Source organism: Bacillus sp. DX3.1 (assembly GCF_030292155.1).
In the GTDB taxonomy this organism is placed as follows: Bacteria; Bacillota; Bacilli; order Bacillales; family Bacillaceae_G; genus Bacillus_A.
Genome location: NZ_CP128153.1, coordinates 2,265,190 through 2,289,397 on the forward strand (window position 1 = coordinate 2,265,190; position 24,208 = coordinate 2,289,397).

Genomic DNA, 24,208 nt, shown 5'->3' on the forward strand with positions numbered 1-24,208 from the left:
AAATGGAAGTTGGAATAGTCTTAGCAGCTGTTGTCATATTACTCTTGCTTATTACAGTAGTGAAATGGCATCCGTTTGTCGCGTTAATTGTAACATCAATCGGTGTAGGGCTAGCAATGGGGATGCCGCTGATTGCTACTTCACCAAAAGATCCTGGAATTATTGATTCCATTAAACTGGGTCTTGGAAATACATTAGGCTTTTTAGCAATTGTCTTAGCGTTAGGAACAATGCTTGGGAAAATGATGGCAGAGTCTGGCGGTGCAGAAAGAATTGCGAATACATTACTAGCACGTTTTGGAAAAAAACGCGTGCACTGGGCTATGATGGTTGTCGCATTTTTAGTTGGGATTCCAGTCTTTTTCCAAGTGGGCTTTGTTTTATTAATTCCATTAGTTTTTACAATTGCGTTAGAAACAGGAGTTTCACTCATTACAATTGGGATACCGCTTGTAGCAGGTCTTTCTGTTGTACATGGCCTTGTTCCACCGCACCCAGTTGCAATGGCTGCAGTTGGAATCTTTAAAGCAGACGTAGGGAAAACCATCTTATACGCTTTAATCGTCGGTCTTCCGACAGCTATCATTGCAGGACCACTCTATGGAAAATGGATTGGCGCCCGCATACATAAGAAGGTACCATTAGAGGTAGCAGAGCAGCTTGGAGAGCGCGATACAAAGAAAGAACTTCCGGGTTTTGGAAACACATTATTTACAATTTTACTGCCGGTATTATTAATGTTAAGTGCATCGATTGCTGAGGTGGCATTAGAAAAAACAAGTCAGCTTGCACAAATATTACATTTTATTGGAGATCCTGTCGTTGCATTATTAATTGCAACAATCTATTCATTCTTTAGTCTTGGATATGCAAAAGGATTTTCAAAAGATAAAGTTTTACAATTTACAAATGATTGTTTAGGACCAATTGCAAATATTTTACTAGTTATTGGTGCTGGTGGCGCATTCAATAAAGTGCTTCTTGATTCGGGAATCGGTACTACGATTGCTGAAATGGCAAAAGAATCTCACATTTCACCGATATTATTAGGGTGGGGGATTGCGGCACTGATTCGTATTGCAACAGGATCAGCCACTGTTTCGATGATGACAGCAGCAGGCATTGTAGCTCCAATTGCGGCAAGTATTCCTGGGGTAAATGTAGAATTGTTAGCACTTGCAACAGGAGCAGGATCACTCATTTTATCTCATGTGAATGATTCTGGATTTTGGATGATTAAAGAATACTTCGGAATGACGATTAAAGAAACATTATTAACATGGACGGCAATGGAGACGATTCTTTCTGTTGTTGCTCTTGGACTTATTTCGTTATTAAATCTCATTGTATAGAATAGGAGTTTGATTGATATGAAACTAGGTTTAGTAGGATTAGGAAAAATGGGCTTTCCATTAGCAGAGCACTTATATGAAGATCAGCATGAGGTTGTTGTATATGATGTAAACAAAGAGCTTGTTGAAAAAGCGCAACAAGCTGGCATATCTGCTCGTTATACACTAAAAGACATGGTGTCAGCACTAGAGGCACCGCGTGCGATTTGGGTTATGGTACCAGCTGGAGAAATTGTAGATTCGGTACTAAGAGACTTATATCCATTACTCGATCAAGGTGATATCGTAATTGAAGGAGGTAACTCTTTCTATAAAGATACACTGCGCCGTGCTGAAGATGCGAAAAGTTTCGCTCTTCACTATATGGACATTGGAACATCAGGTGGTGTAGAAGGTGCACGTCATGGTGCCTGTTTAATGATTGGTGGAGAAAAAGAAATCTTTGATAGATTAGAACCACTGTTTAAAGATTTATCGGTTGAAAATGGGTATTCATACGCAGGGCGCGTTGGAAGTGGGCATTTCTTGAAAATGGTTCACAATGGTATTGAATATGGTATGATGCAAGCAATTGCAGAAGGGTTTGAAGTGCTAGATAAAAGTGATTTTGATTTTAATTATAAAGATGTGGCAAATGTATGGGCAAACGGATCTGTTATCCGAGGCTGGCTAATGGATTTAACAGAAAAAGCATTCTCTGAAGATCCAAAGCTAGAAGGCATTAAAGGTGTAATGAATTCTTCAGGAGAAGGAAAATGGACAGTGGAAACAGCGCTTGAATTGCAGGCTTCCGCTCCAGTTATTGCAATGTCATTGTTTATGCGCTACCGTTCTCAAGAAGAAGATACATTCCACGGAAAAGTAGTATCAGCACTTCGTAATCAGTTTGGCGGACATGCTGTTGTGAAGAATGATTAATTGATGTAAAGGGGAACTCATACGAAAGTATGAGTTTCTTTTTTATATTTTCATACTATTTTCTCAAAGTTTTCCCTCTTTCTGATGGTGAATAAGAAGTAATTTTCTGATAATATAAAAATAGAAAGATAGCCACCCTCATATTCCTCCCGGCAGTCTTCTATTTCACTGGAATATGATTTGCTAGTCAGGAGTGAAAGGATGAAAAATTATCTTATTTTTGGAGCGAGCAAAGGTTTAGGTGACGCTTTTGCTAAAGGACTTCCAAGTTCTGGTGATAAAGTATGGATTGTCTCTCGTACTATCCCGGATAGTTTGAACCGAAGTGATGGCGTTCAAAGAATATGGATTCAAGCCGACTTGTCTTCAAATTCTGTAAGTGATCATATTGTGGCGACTTTAAAAAACGAGCGAGTGGATGTATTAATCTACAACGTGGGAATTTGGGAAAAGGATGGTTTTGAAGCCCATTATGATTTTGAAAAAGACGATCCAGAGTACTTGGCCTCTATGATTCACGTGAATATTACGTCTGCCATCGTATGCATTCAAAAGCTGTTAAATCACTTAAAACAATCAAATAATGGAAAAATTATTTTAATTGGTTCTACTGCTGGCCTTGAAAATACGAATAATTCGCAGGTCGCTTTTGTCACATCGAAATTTGGACTGCGTGGGATTGGTAGCGCACTTCGGGAACATGTAAGGAAATATGAGATTGATGTAACATGCATCAATCCAGGGGAACTCGCAGTTGAAATTCCTTTCGAAGACGGAGCAGATAAAGCTATATCCGTTTACAAAGGGACTCGCATACCGGTGCAGGATATGGTAGAGGTGGTTAAATGTGTAGTGAATCTTTCGAAAGTATCCTGTGTAAAGGAAATTCATATTCCAGCCATGACGGATACGAATGCATAATTTTAGACAACGGTAACGCCTTGTACAAAGTAACCTGAATAATAGGTGTTGTTGCATCACAAATATTTGAAGATAGAACTTAAAACAAAGGGGAGAAAATAACATGAAATTAGTCGTAATTAATGGAACACCACGTAAATTTGGTAGAACACGTGTCATTGCAAAATATATTGCAGGTCAATTTAAAGGGGAGTTATATGATTTAGCTGTGGAAGCACTACCTGTATATAACGGGGAAGAGTCTCAATATGAATTAGAAGCGGTAACGAAATTAAAAAAATTAGTGAAAGAAGCGGATGGTGTTGTACTTTGCACACCTGAATATCATAATGCGATGAGCGGTGCGCTAAAAAATGCGTTAGATTTCCTAAGTAGCAGCGAATTTATCCATAAGCCAGTTGGTCTATTGGCAGTTGCTGGTGGAGGAAAAGGCGGTATCAATGCGTTAAACAATATGCGCATCGTGGCTAGAGGTGTGTATGCAAATGTAATTCCAAAGCAAGTCGTACTAGATGGTTTATACGTGCAAAACGGTGAAATGGCAGAAGATGCAAAACCATTTGTTCATGATTTACTGAAAGAATTGAAAGGATATATGAGTGTGTATCCAGAACTCAAAAAACAATTAGGGGCTGATTGAGATGTCATCTCTTTACCGGGATTCTCGCTTGTATTATATTCTGGGAGCCAATAGCCTATCTGCTATTGGCTCTGGGATTGTGATGATAACGATTCCGTGGCTTTTAATTAAGGAGAGCGGAGGAGATACACTGTTTGGGTATGTGTCAATTGTAGCGACTCTTATTATGTTTTTACTGACACCGTTCATTGGGCAGAGTATCGATCGCTTTTCAAGAAAATCACTATTATTATGTAACGAAGGACTAGGTGTGGCGATTATTGGCATGATGGTCATATGGGGGTTTACAGGGCAGTCCTATAGCTCGATTCATTATATTATTATTTATATAACGGGGTCTTTTTATTACCTGTTGTTTTATCCAACAATCTTTGCATTTAACCAGGAAATGTTTCAAGCAGAACATTATAAATCCTTGAGTGGCACGATGGAAATACAAGGGCAACTCACGCAAGTCATCTCTGGAGCAACTGCCAGTTTTTTAATTGAGATTATATCTTTAAAGTGGATTTTATTAGTAGATATGCTGTCATTCGCTGGAGCCTTTTTCCTCTTTTTGTGTATCCCATATGTGAAGAAAACAAAAACAAAACAAAAAGTGACCTTTAAAAAACAAATGTTTGAAGGAATCCATTTTATGAAAGGACGACGAAAATTCTTTTGGTTTTTACTTGCGACATACATGCCATTTATTGGAGTTATGATGGCAAATTATTTGATTCCCGTGTATATTTCAGATGTAGTCAAAGAAAGTGGTTCCGTATATGCGGTAGAAGGAATGATGTACGGGATTGGTGCTATCCTTGCTGGAATTAGTATTCCAATTCTCATGAAATATGTCCAAACAGAAGTTTCTATTGTCTTGACAATGTTTGTCTATACAATTTCAATTACCGTAATGTTAATAGAACCATCAGTCTTGTTACTATATGGGCTTGCTGTTTTTCATGCAATTGGAAATGCGGGAACACGGGTGGCACGTAATGTATTGATGATGGAGAAAATTCCAAATGAAGTAATGGGTCGTGTAGATAGTTTATTTCGGCTTATCGGGACAGGAATTCGCGTTGTATTATTGGTTATGTTTACAGCAGTTGTTTCGAAAATCGGCGTAATGATTCCCTTTTACGTTTTAAGCATCATTCTAATTTGCGCAACATGGATTGCATTGTATTATGCCAGAGTACAACGACAAGAGAGAATAGGAATTACCAGCAAATCCGTTGTATAAGGACCATAAAACTACAAAACCTATGAGAGAATATAAATTATAAGGGTGTGAAACAAAATGGGAAAGACGAAAGCGTTAGGATCAGCAAAGCATAAAGGAAATCAAACTGAGTCTCATACGTCTTCTAAAAAAGCTCATAATCCTCAAAATGCAGGACAACGTAGTCACTAAAAAGTACTTCTGACTCCCTTTCTTTTTCTATATAATAAAAAGAAAGGGAGTGTAAACTTATATATGAACAAATGGATTTTACTTTTTATTTTATTATTACCACCATTATACATTGTATATATGACGTATCAAATGAATAAAGTTGCTCGTGAAAAGGTAAGCAATCAAGCTCCATATGTATTAATTTTAGGTGCAAAGTTATTTGGAGATAAACCTTCTTTATCGCTTCAAAATCGATTGGATGTTGCTTTAGAGTACTTGCATTCCCATCCAGTTGCGAAAGCGATTGTATCAGGAGGACAAGGGGAGGATGAGGATATTCCAGAAGCGCATAGCATGCGAAATTATTTAGTAAATCACGGTATTGACGAGAATCGTATTTTAATAGAAGATCGTTCCACTAGTACATATGAAAATGTGAAATTTAGCATTGATTTATATGATGTAAAACATGCGGTAGTTATCAGTAATACCTATCATTTATATCGTACGAAAATCATTGCAAAACGTTTAGGAATGCGAATGGAATCACTTCCCGCACCAACGCCAGTGCGTTCTAAGAAAAAAGCATATATACGCGAATATGCGGCGATTATTAAAACAATCGTATTCGATCATTAGAGCTCAAGCACGGGCTCTTTTTTTCATATATATAAATACAAATTAAAAAACCGACATAAAACCCTTTTTTTAGGTAGGAGAGAGCATCCGACCATGCATAGAAGCGGTCAGATCCTTTTCCTGCTTAGACATAGTGAAAACAAAGAGAGAAAACGAGTGCAGGTCACCTTTTGTTATCCATAGCCGCAGCTTATATGTCGAAAAATCAAAATGGATTTATATAGAACAAGCGTATCATTTGAAAATAAGACACGTTTCCATCAGAATGGAGGAAACAACAGTAAGGGAGTTGTATTTGTGATTCGATTTGAACACGTTTCAAAGATGTATGATGATGGAACGAAGGCGGTAGACTCGTTACATCTAGAAATTAAAAAGGGAGAATTTTTTGTTCTCATAGGTCCAAGTGGCTGTGGAAAAACAACAACAATGAAAATGATTAATCGTTTAATTGAAACGACGGAAGGGTCCATTTCCATTGACGGGAAAGATATTCAAGATTATAACATTCATGAGCTGCGCTGGGATATCGGTTACGTATTGCAGCAAATTGCGTTGTTTCCTCATATGACAATTGCTGAAAATATTGCGGTTGTACCTGAAATGAGAAAATGGGACAAAGAGAAAATTCGAAAACGTGTCGATGAATTATTGGATATGGTAGGGTTAGATCCGAAGGTATATCGAGACCGTATGCCCGATGAATTATCAGGTGGACAAAAGCAACGTGTTGGAGTTGTAAGAGCACTAGCGGCCAATCCAAAGATTGTATTAATGGATGAACCATTCAGTGCGTTAGATCCATTAAGCCGTGAACAACTGCAACAAGATATTGTAAAACTTCAGAAAAAAATTCAAAAGACGATTGTTTTTGTAACACATGATATGCAAGAAGCGTTATCACTTGGTGATCGCATTTGTATGATGAGGCAAGGGAAAATTGTGCAGCTTGATACACCAGAAGCGATCTTACATAATCCGGAAAATGATTTCGTAGAAGAGTTTATCGGAAATCGGGGCCGCCCATGGTATGAGGGGAAAATCATAGAAGATGTATTGCCGCTTGAAAAAATAGAAGATGAACCAATAGGTGTTGCTCCTCTTTCCTCACAATCATCGTTACAGGAGGCTCTGCTTCGTTTACAGACAGATGGGGCTGTGCCAATTGAACAGGATGGAAGTTATGTTGGAACATTAACAAGCCGCCATATTGTCGCATACATAGTCGGGGAAATGAAGGAGAGGGGCTAAACAGTGTCAGCGTTATTACAAACTTTTCAAGAACGAAAACAAGAACTACTAAGCGCGCTTTTTGAACACCTTCAAATTTCACTAATCTCTTTATTTTTGGCGGTGATTATTGCAGTGCCGCTTGGAATTATTTTAACAAGGCGTGAGCGAATTGCTGAATTTATTATTGGAACATCAGCTGTCATGCAAACCATTCCTTCGTTAGCATTACTCGGTCTTTTAATACCACTAGTTGGAATTGGCAAGGTACCAGCAATTATCGCGTTAGTTGTGTATGCTTTATTGCCGATTTTACGAAATACATATACGGGAATCCATAAGTTAGACGCATCGCTGATAGAAGCAGCAAGGGCGATGGGAATGAACGGATGGAAACGGTTATGGAAAGTAGAACTTCCGCTTGCACTACCGATTATTATGGCAGGTATTCGTACAGCGATGGTATTAATTGTCGGCACAGCAACTTTAGCCGCTTTAATCGGGGCTGGGGGACTTGGAAAACTTATTTTACTTGGTATTGATCGGAATGATCATGCTCTCATCGTGTTAGGGGCTGTACCAGCCGCGTTGTTAGCTTTATTCTTTGATGGGGTACTTCGCACGTTTGAAAGCACGAGACGCTCTTCTAAGCGTTCTGTATTGGCAATTGGTATCGCAGTAGTCATTATCGCAGCGCCATTCCTGTGGAATACGCAAAAGAAAGATATCGTGATTGCAGGAAAGCTTGGATCTGAGCCTGAAATTTTAATCCAAATGTATAAGCAGCTTATTGAACACGATACTGATTTAGAAGTTGAGTTGAAACCAGGACTTGGGAAAACGGCTTTTGTGTTTGAAGCATTAAAATCAGGAGAAATTGACATCTATCCCGAATTTTCAGGAACTGCTTTATCCACCTTTGTGAAAGAAGAGCCGAAAAGCACAGACGGGAAAGCCGTATATGAACAAGCTCGCAAAGGCATGGAACAAAAATATAATATGTCCATGTTAAAGCCGATGGAATATAACAATACGTATGCGCTCGCAATGCCGAAAAAAGTTGCAGAACAATATAACGTGAAAACAATTTCGGATTTACGAAATGTTGCTGCAAATGTAAAGGCTGGATTTACATTAGAGTTTGCGGACAGGGAAGATGGCTATAAAGGGATACAAAAGCTGTATAATTTCCAATTTGTAAACGTAAAAACGATGGAACCAAAGTTACGCTATAGTGCAATAGAGTCAGGGGATGTCAATGTAATTGATGCGTATTCAACTGACAGTGAATTAGAGCAATACGGACTCCAAGTACTTGAAGATGATAAAGGACTATTCCCACCTTATCAAGGAGCTCCATTGCTGAAAAAAGAGACGCTACAAAAATATCCTGAGCTTGAAAAAACATTAAATAAACTTGCTGGGAAAATTTCGGATGAAGAAATGAGAAAAATGAATTATGAAGTTAATGTAAATGGTAAAAGTGCAGAAAAAGTAGCACAACAATATTTACAAAAAGAACAGCTCATACGTTGAATTTTGCAAAAATATACAAATAAAGGGCTAAAAAAAACCGTTCATTACAAAATGAACGGTTTTTTGTGCATACTTATACATTTTTTTAAAAAAGTATTCCCTTTTTGCTCATTTTCTTTTAGAATAAGTAATGTTTTCCTGAAAAAATATAATAGAAACGTCTATTAGAGAAAAAGGTGACTTTAATAGTTGAGGGGATGAACATAACACCTAGAATGACAGATGGGGTGATACCGATAGAAAAGAAATTAGGATTTTTTCCATTAATCGCACTAGTAGTAGGAACAATGGTTGGCGGTGGTGTATTTAGCTTACCGCATGATTTAGCAGTGGGCGCAAATAGTGGTGCAACAATAATTGGATGGTGTATTACAGCATTGGGAATGATTCCTCTTGCGCTTGTATATCAAACGTTAGCACGGCAAAAGCCTGAGCTTGAAGGCGGCATTTATAGTTATGCGCGCGCAGGGTTTGGTGAATATATTGGTTTTAATAGCGCGTGGGGATATTGGCTTGCAGGTATTTTAGGAAACGTAGCAACGATTATGCTATTATTTAGTACGCTTGGATATTTCTTCCCTATTTTCAAAGGAGGAAACAACGTTGCCTCTATCGTAGGCGCATCTCTTTTATTATGGACACTGCACTTTCTCATATTAATTGGAATTCGTGAAGCATCCATTATGAACTTTATTGCGACAATCGGAAAGCTTGTTCCGATTTTATTATTTATTGTAATGATGGTTACTGCGTTTCGCTGGGATACATTTACACATGATTTTTGGGGAGAGGGAACAGTCACTGTTTCTTCTGTACTCGATCAAGTGAAAAATACGATGCTTGTTACACTTTGGGTATTTATTGGTGTGGAAGGAGCAGTCGTGTTATCTGGGAGAGCAAAAAATAGCCGTGATGTAGGAAAAGCAACAGTTTTTGGCTTAATTTTAGTGATGTCCATTTATATTTTAATTTCTGTCCTTTCAATGGGAGCTATGACAAGACAAGAACTTTCTGTTTTAGAAACGCCTTCGATGGGACATGTATTAGAGCATGTTGTTGGATCTTGGGGCGCAGTTGCCATTAATATTGGGCTAGTTGCTTCACTTATTGGAACATTAATTGGTTGGTTTTTACTCGTATCGGAAATTTCTCACGTAGCAGGAAAAGACGGTGTATTCCCGAAAGTCTTTACAAAAACAAATAAAAAGCAGACACCACATGCTGCATTATGGATTTCGAATGGTGTCGCACAAACATTGTTTATTATCGTTCTATTTTCTGAATCAACGTATCAAATCATGTATTTTATCGCGTCTACATCGATTTTACTTCCGTACTTATTATCAGCTCTTTATCAGCTGAAATTAGTTGTGACGAAGGAACTGAAACATGCGAGGCTGAAAAATGGAATACTTGCTTTAATCGCATCTGTATATTCCGTTTGGCTGATCTACGCAGCAGGTTTAAAAAATTTATTACTCGTTTCCACCGTGTATGGCATCGGACTTCTTGTTTATATGTTTGCTCGAAAGGAAAAGGGGAATCGATGCTTTACAACAGGTATAGAGAGATATGTGATGATTGTAATTGTGATTGCAGCCGTAGTATCTCTATATATGCTTCTAACAGGCTATATAAAAATGTAAAAAAGTCCTTTAAAAAGGACTTTTTTATTTTGTAATGGATTTGAAAAGCGTTCTCATATCAAATGTAACGAGTCGTAATGAAAAAATAAACAGAAGTGCTAATCCTCCAAAGAAGTAGAAAGTCCCTATATTGAAACCTCTTTTTGTTGAATTTTTCTTCATTCTGTTACATGAATCCCGTCTCTAAGCCTACTGTCTACGTGTGTATCATATAAAATCAAGTAAGCTTGTATTGCTTCGTACATTAAAAACTTTATTTTACATGACATATCAAGCATATTTCTTATGGTACTACAAGGAGTTTTTCTTCATTTGCAGAATATCTAATATATAAGATGTTTAGGAGGGATGAGCATGGAAGAAAAAGAGCAGTTGTTACGAGTTATCGAACTGGCAAGTGATGTGCGGAAGGTATTAGTACAAGAATCGTTTTTTAACCATCATCCCGAATTAAGAGGGGCAATTGAAAACTTAGCTTGTTCTGTGGAGACGTTAGCAAATTTGCAATATAATCAAGATGAAAACGCTGAGGATACGCTGCGCTATGTATTAGCTAAGGTGAAAATTGCTCATAATGCCATTATGAAAGAGAAAAAAGCGAAACTCACACTAATGTGAGTTTCGCTTTATCCCGCATTAACGGATAGTAAAATTACCAGCTTAAGGTTCTGCAGGTTAGGTGCGGGATAAACTACCGATGAGTGCCCGATTGTTTCAACTAATTTTCAGTAGGGATGAAGGGAATCACGACTGAGAAAAGTTTCACTTTATGTAACCTGACGGAGAACGTCAGGTTTTTTGTTTCTAGTTTTCTTTTGCGATTCATACAATAAGAATAGTATGAAAAAAGAAGGTGAGTTAGTTGAAGCTACATAAAGCTCTTCATCCAAGTTTTATGAAACGAATGCACCATATGAGATTTATTGGAAAGTTTGTTGAAGGTGAGCAAAAGAAAGAACCGGATACTTTTTTTGTTCAGTGTCTTTCCCCAGTGCCTTCTATATTGGAATCATTATTTGAAGGGGAACCAATTTTGTTTCAAGGGTTATGTAACAATAAAAAAAACGAGAAAATTTTTGCGGATATGAAGAAAAGAAAGTTAGAAAAACAATTAGTCTTGTTTCGACTTTATTATGAGAGAGGGGGTCTGTACGTTGAAGTAATTTGTGCACAGCAAGGAGAAATTGCTGATGCATATAAAATTATCCCATCCCCGAGAATACCTGAATTAAAAAAGAGAGAAGCGTTTGAACGCAAACTTGGCAAAGGGTATTTGTCTTTCCTTCTCCCGAAATTTCCGCATGATTTTGAAGTGCCAGAGTTGTTATGGTGTGAAGGAAGATTGTATGGGAATATATCATTAAAATCTTCTATCAGTGCAATTGCATATTGTGAGAACAAAAAAGAGAGTAAATATATAGAAATCGATGATTGGTCTAAGTATATCGAAATGGATGTAGATCATCATTTGTATTTTGTGCGTACAAATGTATATGAGCAACTCGTCAAACGAATTGCAGAAAAGGGAAAGCAAATTGAAGTGATGGAGATAAGGAATCAGAAGGAAGATCAGGAGTGGAATGAACGAGAATCTTCTTTTTTAAAGCATGTGCAGCAATTGGTTCATGAGAAAGGCTTATACTTAGATGAAACGGATATCTTTAATTTTCATATTAGCGTCAAGACAAATATGTTAACAATCATCGGCGGGATTCCGGGGATTGGAAAATCTCGTTTTGTGCAAGCGTATGCGGAAGCGCTAGGATTAACATTCGGGGAAGAGCTTGTATGGATTCCAATTTCACCATCTTATCAAGAACCACATGATATACTTGGATATCTTCATCCGAACGGAACATACATTGAAAGCGAAACAAAATTGATACGAACGCTACTAAAAGCAAAAGAGAATCCAAATCAACTGTATATGATTGTTTTTGATGAAATGAACATGTCACATATTGAACATTGGTTTACACCATTTTTATCAATTCTTCAATTAGAGAAGAAGCATCGTATTCTTTCCTTATACGAGACGGTTGCTGAAACGGAACAACACATTCCAGCAAAGATTGAAATTGGCGAAAATGTTATATTTGTTGGCACAGTGAATTTTGATGAAACAACGAAAGAGCTATCTGATCGCCTATTAGATCGAACAAACTTAATTACACTTCAAAAAATTCCATTTTGTGAAATCAATATAGAGAAGGAAAAAAATGTACAGAGTCCTTTTCTTATTACTACAGCAGAGTTCCGCATGAGTTGGCTTCGTTATAAACCAATGATTGATGTTTTTTCTGAAGAAGAACTTGAGCTGTTAGATAAACTGCATGGAGTACTATCTTCATACGATGCCTCAAAAGGAGTCTCATTTCGGTGTGCGACTGCGATTGCTACTTATTTACAAAATATACCCCTTCAAGACAATCAGTCCTATATGATAAGTCGAGAAGAAGGGTTTGATTTGCAGGTAAAGCAACGTATATTAACGAGGTTACGTGGAACGGAAATGACAATCGGTCCACTTCTTCGTGAAGATGGGAAGAAAGGAGCAGAGCTTGTCCCATTGTTGAAATCACCACTTGCAAATAGTATCTCTGCATTTGAACATTCCCTTGCGTATATAAAACAAAAGCGGCGTGAATTGGAGTTGTATGGGTATGCGAAATGAGGAGCAGTATGAGACGGAAATAATAGGGGCAAATGAGAATCTTCCATTTGTATTGAAATTAATCGTAGGTACAGAAGCAAAAGGAGATTTTATTTTCTTGAATCATCTTTGCACATCAACAAATGAAATGTCACAGTGTGTGTATAAAGTACAGGAATTAAAACCTCTACGTCTTCATTTACATTGTCAGAAACCAGTTCGAGTCACATTTGTATGGAATAAAGTGTATGAGGGACAAAAAGACACGAAAGAATGGAAATATGAATTACATGAAAAACAGTATAGGGCATTACTATATGAACATGGAAAAACAGATTTTTTTTATCCATGGCGCTGTGGACTCTATCATTTTGAAGTACAAGTGGAAGAAGACGTATATTATGGTGCTTTTCAAATCGTTCCGAAAAACTTTTTTGATGATCAATTTGAAGCCATTCAAAATTCTGTGAAGTCGATTCTAAATGAAATCATTTTAGATCGAGGCTACTATAAAAAAACATTCTCAGCACTCACTGATATTGAAGATTCCTCTTATTTAGTATTGCTTCGAATGCTCCCGCAAAAAATAAAAAAAATAAAGCAGTTACTTGATGAGGTTGAGGAGAGGACAAAATATAAATATGTATATCAATGGGAGATAAGAGAACGGAAAACAACGAGAAAAAGTGTGATGATGAGTGAGAAGAAGCCGTATGTAAAACATTATAATCGTAGATTTATGGAACAAAAGGATACCTTGGAAAATGCCTTTTTAAAATATAAAATGAGAAAATTTCATGATACATTACTAGAAGTACACTCCTTTTTACAAAAAACGATTGAAAAATTAGAAGATGCTAGAGATACAAAGAAAGAGGAACACCAAGCTGTAAAAACGATTATGCAAACCATTGAAAGAAATGGGTCTGTAACGGATCGAGATAAACAAAAATATCGGAATATACATTTGTTGAAAGAAGCAGATTTGCGGAAAATCTCTGTGAAAATACAAGAGTATAAAATACTTTATAGCATTTTATATCAAGCACTGCAGTATTTTCAAAGTCTGTTATATTCTTCATTTTGGAGAGATATCTCCGAAATGACACATATAACTGCACATGCTTTACCAGCCCCACATCGGCAATTGTTACATCACTTAGAAATTTTGCCGCATCATAATCAACAATCTCCATCTTTTTTATTTGTATATAAACCAACGTTTTTAGTATATGAATATTACGCATTTTTTACCGTCATTTCCGTATTGCAGAAATTAGGATTTAAAGATGAAATCCCGCTATCTGAGCAAATTCAAACGTACTTTTATTTAGATGGTTTACAAGATGGCACGACGATTACTTTAGATCGTGAAAATATTAGGATATACGTTGCGTTTAATGAGCTCATCGAAACGCATCCTCTAATTGCACTTAGTAAAGGCAGTCATTTTTATAACGGGGAAGATACAAAGAAACCTGATATCCGCTTAGACTGCTATGTGAAAAAGGGAGAGGAATACAAATATCAATCATCTATCATTATCGAAGTAAAATATAGTCCCATGTATAATATTTTTCAGTCAATTGGCAATACGAAAGCAACAGAACAGATGTACAAATATTGGTCAATCAAGTATGTAGAAGAACAAGATGGAAAACGAATTTTTTACCGAAGGGCAATTTATGAGGTGATATGTGTGTATCCAGGCAGTCATATGCACGGGAAAAAGCTTGAAGCTGGCTGCGGTGTCTTTTTGCAATTATATCCATATAAAACAAAGCAAGGAGAAGAAAAATTGGCTGGAAAGCACGGACTTGTGCAAATTTTTGAGAGATGGTTAAAAAGTACAATGTTATAGTGCTTGTTCAAAAAGGAGGATAAAGAGAGCAGAGTAGTTCGAGGTGCGGAAGCCAGGAGGGAGATAAACTGCCCGTAAAAGCCCAATTGGTGAGGGCTAATGATCAGTGGGGATAAAGAAAACCCCCGCTGATCAAAGTTTTACTCTATAAAGGAATGCTTCATCTGTATAAATACAAATGAAAAAACGACATAAACCCCTTCTTTTTAGGTGGGAGAGAGCATCCGGCCATGCATAGAAGCGGTCAGATTCTTTTCCTGCCCAGACATAGTGAAAACAAAGAGAGAAAACGAGTGCAGGTTACCTTTTGTGATCCATAGCCGCGGCTATATGTCGAAAAATCAAAATGGATTTATATAAAAAATGGAGGAGAATTTGAATTTCTACTAGCTATTATAAAACTTTGTAAAAATATAAAAACAGAATAGGAATTTGTTTCCTTTTATAGAATATATAGATAGTAAATAGTTTTAGTTGCATATGAAGATTTGTTTTTATATGATAGATGGTGAAAGCGTTATCAAAAAAAAGAACGGCGATGGGAAAGGCGGGGAAATATGTTCCAGCGTGTTCAAACGAAGGAAGAACATTTTTGGTTCGAGCAACTTTGGGGAGATTTTTGTGAAGAACGAGATTTAATGTTTGTAGAGCGAAATTTAAATCCATCACGATTTTTATTAATAGAAGATCAAAACTACATCGGCACGGTTGAATGTATACGATATACGACACCTGATCAATCTAATTCTGAGTTTTTCTATCCGTTTTCTGAAAATGAATTGGTGAAGGGTCTGAAAAATGTATATGAAATAGGAAAGTTAAGCATTGTGAAAACATCTCGTGGTCGGGGCCATTTTAAAAGATTGACGGCTATTTTATTTATGCACGCTTTGGAAACGAAGGCGGAATGGTATATAGCTGTCGTAACGAAACGGATGTATATGTATTTGCTTACACTAGGCTTTCCGATTGAACCAATTGATGAGGCATTTGCTTTTCATGATACACTGCAAGGGGTACCTGTCCGAATTCATGCTCGAAAAGGGTTAACGCATTTGTATTCTTTAAAAGAATTTCGCGATATTATTCAAGGAAATGCTCATGCACAGTCGCTCATTAAAGAGAACAGTAAAAATATTATGTTAACAAAATGAAATGTCACAAAGTTTTAAAAATTATTGTGATAGACATCACACCTCTTTTTCACAATGTATATTACACTTAATTTGTAATAATTGCTTGAGAAGGGATGGGATGATATGTTTTGCTATCAATGTGAACAAACGCCAACTGGTGGATGTAAAATAATAGGTGTTTGTGGAAAGAATGAAACAATTGCAAGTTTACAAGATACAATCGTTTTTGGGCTGAAAGGAATTGCTGCTTATCGTACACATGCTGCGCAGCTCGGTTATACAGATTCTTTTGTAGATGCTACAACTCATGAAGCATTATATATGACACTAACTAATTCTAACTTTAATGAGCAAGAACATATTGATATGGCTATGAAAGTAGGGAAATCTGCTTTACGAGTGATGGAGCTACTGGATAAGGCACATACGGACCATTTCGGTGTTCCTGAGCCGGTCCGCATTACACAAAATCGTGTAGAAGGAAAAGCAATTGTTGTTACAGGTCATAACTTATTTGCATTAGAAGAATTATTGAAGCAAACAGAAGGAAAAGGAATCAATATTTATACACATTCTGAAATGCTACCAGCACATGGATATCCGCAGTTAAAAAAATATAAACACTTAAAAGGGAATATCGGAAAAGCATGGTATGATCAACGACGTCTCTTTGAGAAGTTTACAGGTGCAATTTTAGCTACAACGAACTGTGTAATGCCTATTAAAGGAACATATTCTGATCGTTTCTTTTCATATGATATTACTGGACTAGAAGGTGTAGAAAAAATTGAAAACGATGATTTTACACCACTGATTGAAAAAACATTAGAGCTTTCAGATGTACATATGGAGTCAGATGAACAACTTGTAACGGGTTTTCATCACAATACAGTATTATCACTAGCCCCTGAAATAGTCGAGGCAGTACGAGCGGGAAAAATTAAGAGATTTTTCGTCATTGCAGGGTGTGATGCCCCTGGAAAAGGCGGAGAGTATTATCGAGAATTAGCAACTTCACTTCCACCAGAAGCAGTTATTTTAACGACTTCTTGCGGGAAATTCCGTTTTAATGATGTGGATTATGGGGTTGTACCAGGTACCGAGATTCCGCGTTATATAGATTTAGGTCAGTGCAATAACTCGATTTCAACAATAAAAATTGCTGCGGCTTTAGCGGATGCATTCCAGTGCGAAGTGAATGAATTACCAGTCAGTATCGTTTTATCTTGGTTTGAACAAAAGGCGGTTGCTATATTACTTGGATTATTTAGTCTTGGTATTCAAGATATTCGCATCGGTCCAAAAGCACCAGAATTCATTTCACCTGGTGTACTTGAAGTATTACAAGAAACATTCGGTTTAAAATTAATTACAACTGCAGCTGAAGATATGAATACAATGTTATCATAAAGAAAAGGATGTCTCGAAAAGAGACATCCTTTTGTATAAGTAAAAAGTGTATAGCAATTGGCCAGGGGGAGTCAATTGCTATACACGGAACACACGATAGGATAAAGTGAAACTTTGATCAGTGGGGTTTTCTTCATCCCCCACCTAACTTGTTTGCTTCCTGTTGAACTTTGAGGTAGGGGTATTACTGCCCGCAAATAGCGGGATAAAAAGAACTAAAAACCAAATATACTTAAAATCATTTTACGGCGTTTTGGTTTTTCTTCTCGTTCATATATTGGTGGAGAATCTGGTGTAATGTAAAGCGGTTCTTTTTTCTCGAGAGCGACTTCTAATTTTTGAATTCTTTCCAGCATTTCTTCCATTTCTCTGCGATGTTGCAGCAATTGATAGCTGACAACATCATCTGCTTTATCTTGCATCTTTTCTTCCATACGATCTAGACGTTGTGTGATGGCATTCAATTGTTTGGCAAATTGTTCGAATTCAGATGATGACTTAGCTTCAGAAATTTGTGATGAAGGTGGTACTGGAGTTTGTTCTAAACTAGAGCGTTGAAATTCTAGCATTTGATCTAAGTCTTTTTGGCTAAAGATAAAATGGCCGTATTTATTTTTTTCTATGTTCAATTCTAATTGTTGAGCAATCCGGACAACAGCCTTTGGGCTAACACCTAATTTTTTTGCCATAAAGGGTGTTTTATATTCCAAGGTAATCCCTCCTATATATATCCTGTTGAATAGTTTCGTGAGATATAGCTCGTTCCCTTCAAGGGTGACAAAAGAAGTGAGAAATCGGCAAAGAAAGTGTATTTTCACGAAAAGCAGTTTTTTAGTATATAAATCTTTCGAAAAAGAGAAAAATTGTCTGATTTTTACAAAACATCCTATTTGACGGAAATAATCTAATTCGATTATCATAAGTATAAATATCTTCTTTATGTATGCATATAATGTATAAAAAAGGTGATTGCGAATGTATATAAATCCATTTTGATTTTTCGACATATAGCCGCGGCTATGGATAACAAAAGGTGACCCGCACTCGTTTTCTCTCTTTGTTTTCACTATGTCTGGGCAGGAAAAGGATCTGACCGCTTCTATGCATGGCCGGATGCTCTCTCCCACCTAAAAAGAAGGGTTTTATGTCGGTTTTTTCATTTGTATTTATATAGAAATTTGTAAGTGTACTTATTTCGATAGAATAAAATAATTAGGAGGTGGCTTCCTTACTTACAGCGTGAGTAAGGAAACGTATTTGGACATATATAGTATAAGTATGGTGATTGTTTTAATTGCCTTAACTGCATTTTTCGTTGCGTCAGAATTTGCAATTGTGAAAGTGAGAAGTTCACGCATCGATTTTCTTATTGCAGAAGGGAATAAACGTGCAATTCCTGTGAAAACAGTCATTACAAACTTAGACGAGTATTTATCAGCTTGTCAATTAGGAATTACAGTGACAGCTCTTGGACTCGGGTGGTTAGGAAAACCAGCGATTAAGCACATGTTTGATTCACTTTTCGCAAGATGGGAAGTGCCTCCCTCGCTCGCTGACGTCTTATCTGTTATTCTAGTATTTATGTTCATTACCTTTTTCCACGTTGTTGTGGGAGAATTAGCACCAAAAACATTAGCAATTCAAAAAGCAGAACAAGTTAGTCTACTTGTGGCAAGACCGCTTATTTTCTTTTATCGTGTTGCTTTTCCATTTATTTGGATGTTAAATGGGTCGGCTCGGTTTGTAACGAGAATGTTTGGTTTACAACCGGCAAAAGAGCATGAAGAAGTACACTCGGAAGAAGAATTGCGAATGCTTGTTTCAGAAAGTTATAAAAATGGTGAAATTAATCAGTCTGAGTTTAAATATGTAAATAAAATTTTTGAATTTGATGATCGTATTGCAAAAGAAATTATGGTACCCCGGACAGAGATGTATATTTTAGATAAGGATATTCCTGTAAGAGAAGCATTGCAAAGAATGGCAAATGAGAAATATACAAGATACCCAATTATTGATGGGGACAAAGACCATGTCATTGGTTTTGTAAACTTTAAAGATATTTTCACAGATTTTGTGAACCATGATGGTGTTAGTAAAGAAACGGTTCAGCAGTATATACGTCCTATTATTCTCGTGATTGAATCCATTGCGATTCATGATTTATTTTTAAAAATGCAACGAGAACGGACACATATTGCGATTTTAATTGATGAATATGGCGGGACATCAGGCATTGTAACGGTTGAAGATATATTAGAAGAAATCGTCGGTGATATTCAGGATGAGTTTGATACAGACGAACAGCCGGAAATTCAACATATCAGTGAAACGAAAACGATTTTAGAAGGAAAAGTACTTGTTAATGAAGTAAATGCGTTATTAGGTTTGTCAATCGATGATGAAGACGTTGATACGATTGGCGGCTGGATTTTAACAAAGCACCTGGAAATTGAAGAGGGCGATATTGTTGAAATTGAAAATTATAAGTTTTGTATTAAGGAACTGGATGGTCACTATATAAAGCATATAGAAGTAACGAAGCAACCAGCACCCATTCGGTTTTCAGAGACTGAAAAACCAATCTCATTGCAAGAACAAGTAAGCTCGTAAACTCTGCGTATAGCAGAGTTTTTTCGTTGGCAAGCAAAATGGTTTTTGATGTAATGAGACCATGTTACAATAAAAAGATCATACCTTTAACTAGGTGAATTATTTATCCAGCTATTCGCGGGCAGCAAAACCCGATTCGTTCAACTAATAATCAGTAGGGGATGAAGAAAACCCCCACTGATTAAAGTTTCACTTTATAAAAAAAGAATATGTGTATCATTGAAGAGATTAGAAATTGCTTTACGAAAGTTTGTAAGTAGCACAAAAATGAGAGAGGGGAAAGAAAATGAAGAAGGATTTATACATAAATGGAGTATGGCAAGAGGCACCAACGTATAAGACGTTGTATGCACCATATTCGGAGGAAGTGTTGGCAGAAATTGCACAGGGAACAGAAAAGGAAGCCCGGGAAGCTGTCGCTGCAGCAAAGAAGGCAACGAAAGAAATGGCAGCGTTGTCTGCATTTGACAGGGCGTCTATTTTAGAAACAGTTGCTAGAAAAATGGACGAACGTAGAGAAGAATTTGCTCAAATTATAGCGAAAGAAGCTGCGAAACCTATTCGTGCAGCGAGAGGAGAAGTCGATCGTACGGTGCAAACATATAGGTTTGCAGCGGAAGAGGCAAAGCGTATTTATGGGGAGACTTTACCATTAGATGCAGCACCAGGAGCGGATGGACGTATTGCGTATACAGTTCGTAAGCCAATCGGTGTAATTGGAGCGATTACTCCGTTCAATTTTCCGCTGAACTTAGTTGCACATAAAGTCGGTCCTGCAATTGCGGCTGGTAACACGATTGTATTAAAACCAGCTGATCAAACACCGCTATCTTCCTATGCACTTGTTGAATTATTTGAAGAAGCTGGTTTGCCAAAAGGTGCCTTCAATATTGTATCAGGACGTGGCTCGATTGTTGGAGAAGCGATGGTAAAAGATGATAACATTGCTTCCATTACGTTCACGGGAAGTCCGCAAGTTGGCATTGGTATTAAAGCAAAGGCTGGATTAAAACGTGTTACATTAGAACTCGGTTCAAATGCTGCAGTTGTCATTGATGAAAATGTAGAATTAACGGACGAAATCATCGAGCGTGTGAAATGGGGCGCATTCGTTAATAACGGACAAGTTTGTATTTCTGTACAACGTGTATTTGTCCATGAAAATAAAATAAAAGAATTCGCCGAAAAATTAACAAAGGCAATGGATAAAGTAGTAGTGGGGGATCCGCTTGATGAAGAGACAGACGTTTCTGCCCTTATTTCAAAAGGTGATGTGGATCGTATTGATACGTGGGTACAAGAAGCAGTGAAAGAGGGGGCGAAAGTTGTGTATGGTGGTAAAAAACGAGACGCACGTATTTTTGAACCTACTGTATTAACAAATGTTCCAGATCACGTTTCTGTGCAGTGTCAAGAAGTGTTTGGACCAGTTGTTACTGTAAATGCATTTCGAACATTTGATGAAGCGTTAGAAAAGGTAAATAACTCACGTTATGGCTTGCAAGCTGGTGTGTTTACAAATGATTTAACGAAAGCAATGCGTGCGATTGATGAATTAGAAGTAGGTGGCGTGATGATTAATGACATTCCAACGTTCCGAGTTGATCATATGCCTTACGGTGGTGTAAAAGAAAGCGGTACGGGTCGTGAAGGAATTAAATACGCAATTGAAGAAATGACAGAGATGAAACTTGTTTGTATTAAAAAATAACGATAAAAAACGTACACCTGGTTCGGAATTAGGTGTACGCTTTTTGTACTTTAATTCATTTCTTGTTTATAAATAGCATCTTCGACATATATTTGTTCTTTATCTACCGCCGCACTATGTGCAAGAACTAAACCAATCGGTGTATGGATACCTTTATTTTGAACAATTGTAAATGGTACTTGTTTTTCATTTGCTAATTTAATGTATTTTGATAAATGTGAGTAAGTGATGCTGCCATTTACATATAAGTGTAAGGATTGAGAAGGGCGCATGCTATTTGCTACTTCTGTATAAGTATTGCTTTTCATCACTTGACCGATTGTTAAAGCGACTTCTACACGTTCACGCAATGTACTTAAAAACATATTGCGTTCTTCTGGTTTGTTTTGCTTTTGGCCATGAATGCCTTCTTGGAGATAATCTTCCACATTTTTATTTGCCATATTTTTCACACCTTTCCTTCTTCTATTGTACGCAAGAAATAAAAAGGATGCAAAAAAAATAATTTCACATACTGTATAGGAATTAATTTTATCAACATAAATTAACAAAATGTGACAAAAACATCTTAACGAAACGGTTTTTTTGTGTTAATATTCAAAATATACGGGGTGTTTGTCGCATGGATATGTAGGAAATGGGGGTTTTTCCGATCGATAAGGATATTAAAGAAGTATTTTGTTCGCACTTGAAAAACAATAGGCACCAATTCGTAGAGAACTGGAAAAACAAAATGATAGTTTCCGAAAAAGATCCATTTAAGCAAGAAATCGCTCAGAATGGAGAGAATTTATTAGAAATAATTATTGAACTTATTATGGAGGAAAAGGATATAGCTCACCTACAACCGATATGCGAGAAAATTGCAATTGAACGTGCGGGAGCAGATGCGAACATTGGAGATTTTGTCTATAACGCGAATGTAGGAAGAAATGAATTATTTGAAGCAATGTGCGAATTAGATGTTAGTGCTCGTGAATTAAAACCAATTATGGCAAAAATACATACTTGCTTTGACAAATTAATTTATTATACGGTTTTAAAGTATTCGGAAATTATATCGAGAAATTTAGAAGAAAAACAACAATATATTAATGAAACACATAAAGAAAGATTAACGATTTTAGGCCAAATGTCAGCTAGTTTCGTTCATGAGTTTAGAAATCCATTAACGTCAATTATGGGATTTGTTAAATTATTAAAAGCGGATCATCCCAATTTGTCTTATTTGGATATAATTTCACATGAACTAGATCAATTAAACTTTCGTATTTCGCAATTTTTACTTGTTTCAAAAAAAGAAATGTGGAATGAATCAGAACGTTTTTGGCTAAATGATTTGTTTCAGGATATTATTCATTTCTTATATCCGAGTTTAGTAAATGCAAATGTGTCTATTGAAAAAAACTTACCGTATCTTATACCATTTGTTGGATATCGTAGTGAAATAAGACAAGTTCTTTTAAATGTTTTAATGAACTCAATTGATGCTCTAGAAGTGGTGAAAGAAAGTCGTAAAATTATTATCGATGCATGTGAAGATGAAGAACTCATTCATATTAAAATTAAAAATAATGGGCCAATGATTCCTTCAGAAAATATTGAAACGATTTTCGAACCATTCGTCACTACTAAAAAATTAGGAACGGGTATCGGTTTATTTGTGTGTAAACAAATTGTTGAAAAGCATAATGGATCTATCATGTGCCAATCTAATTCAGAATGGACAGAATTTCATATGTCTTTTCAAAAATGAAGATGAAGAAAGTCTACACCTTACGCTAAGGTGTAGACTTTCTTTAGTTTGTCAGAACTAAAGCTTCTAATTTTGGTGATTGATTAGAATAGCCGATTACTGTAATTATATAAATTGTATTTGGTTCAACTTTTAGACTTGGAATGGTTACAAGTACCTTTTGGGTATCAGCTAGTGAAATATCAATATCAGCTGTTCCAGGACTTACTTGTAAGTAATCTGTAGTTTTTTTAAATGGGACATTTTCAAATAAATGATCGCCATTCTTTAATGAAACAGAAACAGCTGGTGTATCGGGTGACAGGTGTACAAATCTTATCTTGGCTTGACCTGATTGTAGAGGAGTGTTATCAAGAATCGGTAACAATTGCATTTGTGTATCATTACCAATCGCCGCAAGTGTATAAGAATGATTTCCCATCATGGGAACAAGTGCTGAAAAGATCGGTGTTTCACTATCAACAGGTATGATGTCAACACGATATTGTCCTTGCGTTAAAGATAAGTAGGGACTATATTGTTTAAACGAAATATTTTTCACTACTTTTTGTCCATTAATTAAAATATCAACAGGTCGTGTATGAGGAGATGCGTGAAAAATTCTCACGTAGGATGGCTGCGTCGCTTCTTGTGAGATACGTTTTTCATAAGTATGTGTAAGCTTCGTCATTGCATCGTGATGCTTGATATATAATTCCATATATTTTTTCGGATTTGTATATTTATAATAGTGTGCAAGCTGTTCGTACATGGCAGCTTCTTGTCCATATTTTTCAATTTCAGACTGAGACAAATAAATTCC

General features: G+C 36.6%; 20 protein-coding genes. 17 read left to right on the forward strand and 3 right to left on the reverse strand.

Going from position 1 to position 24,208, the window contains the following annotated elements; translation table 11 throughout:
- Positions 1–2: 2 nt before the first annotated feature.
- From QRE67_RS11090 to hcp, 14 genes are all read left to right on the forward strand, one after another.
- A complete protein-coding gene (locus QRE67_RS11090) occupies positions 3–1,352 on the forward strand; it encodes a GntP family permease (RefSeq protein WP_286124891.1) in 1,350 nt (449 codons plus the stop codon).
- 18 nt (positions 1,353–1,370) lie between these two features.
- Positions 1,371–2,270, forward strand: a complete 900-nt coding sequence (gnd, locus tag QRE67_RS11095; protein ID WP_286124892.1) for a phosphogluconate dehydrogenase (NAD(+)-dependent, decarboxylating) — start codon at positions 1,371–1,373, stop codon at positions 2,268–2,270.
- Between the two features lie 201 nt (positions 2,271–2,471).
- Complete coding sequence (locus tag QRE67_RS11100; RefSeq protein WP_286124893.1) at positions 2,472–3,191, forward strand: SDR family NAD(P)-dependent oxidoreductase; 720 nt, start codon at positions 2,472–2,474, stop codon at positions 3,189–3,191.
- 103 nt (positions 3,192–3,294) lie between these two features.
- Positions 3,295–3,831, forward strand: a complete 537-nt coding sequence (locus QRE67_RS11105; protein WP_286124894.1) for an NADPH-dependent FMN reductase — start codon at positions 3,295–3,297, stop codon at positions 3,829–3,831.
- Between the two features lies 1 nt (position 3,832).
- The gene (locus tag QRE67_RS11110) at positions 3,833–5,062 is read left to right on the forward strand and encodes an MFS transporter (RefSeq protein WP_286124895.1); all 1,230 of its coding nucleotides are present in this window, start codon (positions 3,833–3,835) and stop codon (positions 5,060–5,062) included.
- A gap of 234 nt (positions 5,063–5,296) precedes the next feature.
- Positions 5,297–5,854, forward strand: coding sequence for a YdcF family protein (locus QRE67_RS11115; protein WP_286124896.1), 558 nt, complete (start codon positions 5,297–5,299; stop codon positions 5,852–5,854).
- Positions 5,855–6,151: 297 nt separating this feature from the next.
- On the forward strand, positions 6,152–7,105 hold the full coding sequence (locus QRE67_RS11120; RefSeq protein WP_286124897.1) for an ABC transporter ATP-binding protein: 954 nt from the start codon (positions 6,152–6,154) through the stop codon (positions 7,103–7,105).
- Between the two features lie 3 nt (positions 7,106–7,108).
- Positions 7,109–8,620: an ABC transporter permease/substrate-binding protein gene (locus tag QRE67_RS11125; RefSeq protein WP_286124898.1), complete on the forward strand. Its 1,512-nt coding sequence runs from the start codon at positions 7,109–7,111 to the stop codon at positions 8,618–8,620.
- A gap of 215 nt (positions 8,621–8,835) precedes the next feature.
- Positions 8,836–10,266 carry an arginine-ornithine antiporter gene (gene arcD, locus QRE67_RS11130; protein ID WP_286125255.1) on the forward strand — a complete coding sequence of 477 codons (1,431 nt, stop codon included), beginning with the start codon at positions 8,836–8,838 and terminating at the stop codon, positions 10,264–10,266.
- Positions 10,267–10,620: 354 nt separating this feature from the next.
- A complete protein-coding gene (locus QRE67_RS11135; protein ID WP_286124899.1) occupies positions 10,621–10,884 on the forward strand; it encodes a LemA domain protein in 264 nt (87 codons plus the stop codon).
- Between the two features lie 244 nt (positions 10,885–11,128).
- Positions 11,129–12,940, forward strand: coding sequence for a DUF8727 domain-containing protein (locus QRE67_RS11140; RefSeq protein WP_286124900.1), 1,812 nt, complete (start codon positions 11,129–11,131; stop codon positions 12,938–12,940).
- Positions 12,930–14,780 (forward strand): hypothetical protein, encoded by a 1,851-nt coding sequence (locus tag QRE67_RS11145; protein WP_286124901.1) that lies wholly within the window; start codon positions 12,930–12,932, stop codon positions 14,778–14,780. The genes QRE67_RS11140 and QRE67_RS11145 overlap by 11 nt, the downstream gene beginning before the upstream one ends.
- Positions 14,781–15,337: 557 nt before the next feature.
- The gene (locus QRE67_RS11150) at positions 15,338–15,934 is read left to right on the forward strand and encodes a hypothetical protein (protein WP_286124902.1); all 597 of its coding nucleotides are present in this window, start codon (positions 15,338–15,340) and stop codon (positions 15,932–15,934) included.
- A gap of 105 nt (positions 15,935–16,039) precedes the next feature.
- Complete coding sequence (hcp, locus tag QRE67_RS11155) at positions 16,040–17,326, forward strand: hydroxylamine reductase (protein WP_286124903.1); 1,287 nt, start codon at positions 16,040–16,042, stop codon at positions 17,324–17,326.
- Positions 17,327–17,541: 215 nt separating this feature from the next.
- On the opposite strand, the gene racA is transcribed toward hcp, so the two are convergent.
- Complete coding sequence (gene racA, locus QRE67_RS11160) at positions 17,542–18,036, reverse strand: chromosome-anchoring protein RacA (protein WP_286124904.1); 495 nt, start codon at positions 18,034–18,036, stop codon at positions 17,542–17,544.
- A gap of 547 nt (positions 18,037–18,583) precedes the next feature.
- Here racA and QRE67_RS11165 point away from each other — a divergent pair.
- A complete protein-coding gene (locus QRE67_RS11165; RefSeq protein ID WP_286124905.1) occupies positions 18,584–19,939 on the forward strand; it encodes a hemolysin family protein in 1,356 nt (451 codons plus the stop codon).
- Between the two features lie 286 nt (positions 19,940–20,225).
- The gene (locus QRE67_RS11170) at positions 20,226–21,650 is read left to right on the forward strand and encodes an aldehyde dehydrogenase family protein (protein ID WP_286124906.1); all 1,425 of its coding nucleotides are present in this window, start codon (positions 20,226–20,228) and stop codon (positions 21,648–21,650) included.
- Between the two features lie 50 nt (positions 21,651–21,700).
- Here QRE67_RS11170 and QRE67_RS11175 read toward each other — a convergent pair whose 3' ends face one another.
- The gene (locus QRE67_RS11175) at positions 21,701–22,093 is read right to left on the reverse strand and encodes a YueI family protein (protein ID WP_286124907.1); all 393 of its coding nucleotides are present in this window, start codon (positions 22,091–22,093) and stop codon (positions 21,701–21,703) included.
- 194 nt (positions 22,094–22,287) lie between these two features.
- Here QRE67_RS11175 and QRE67_RS11180 point away from each other — a divergent pair, with 194 nt between their 5' ends.
- Entirely contained in the window at positions 22,288–23,406 is a 1,119-nt protein-coding gene (locus tag QRE67_RS11180) for a BA2291 family sporulation histidine kinase (RefSeq protein ID WP_286124908.1), read from the forward strand.
- A gap of 43 nt (positions 23,407–23,449) precedes the next feature.
- On the opposite strand, the gene QRE67_RS11185 is transcribed toward QRE67_RS11180, so the two are convergent.
- The gene (locus QRE67_RS11185) at positions 23,450–24,199 is read right to left on the reverse strand and encodes a DUF4397 domain-containing protein (RefSeq protein ID WP_286124909.1); all 750 of its coding nucleotides are present in this window, start codon (positions 24,197–24,199) and stop codon (positions 23,450–23,452) included.
- Positions 24,200–24,208 lie beyond the last annotated feature (9 nt).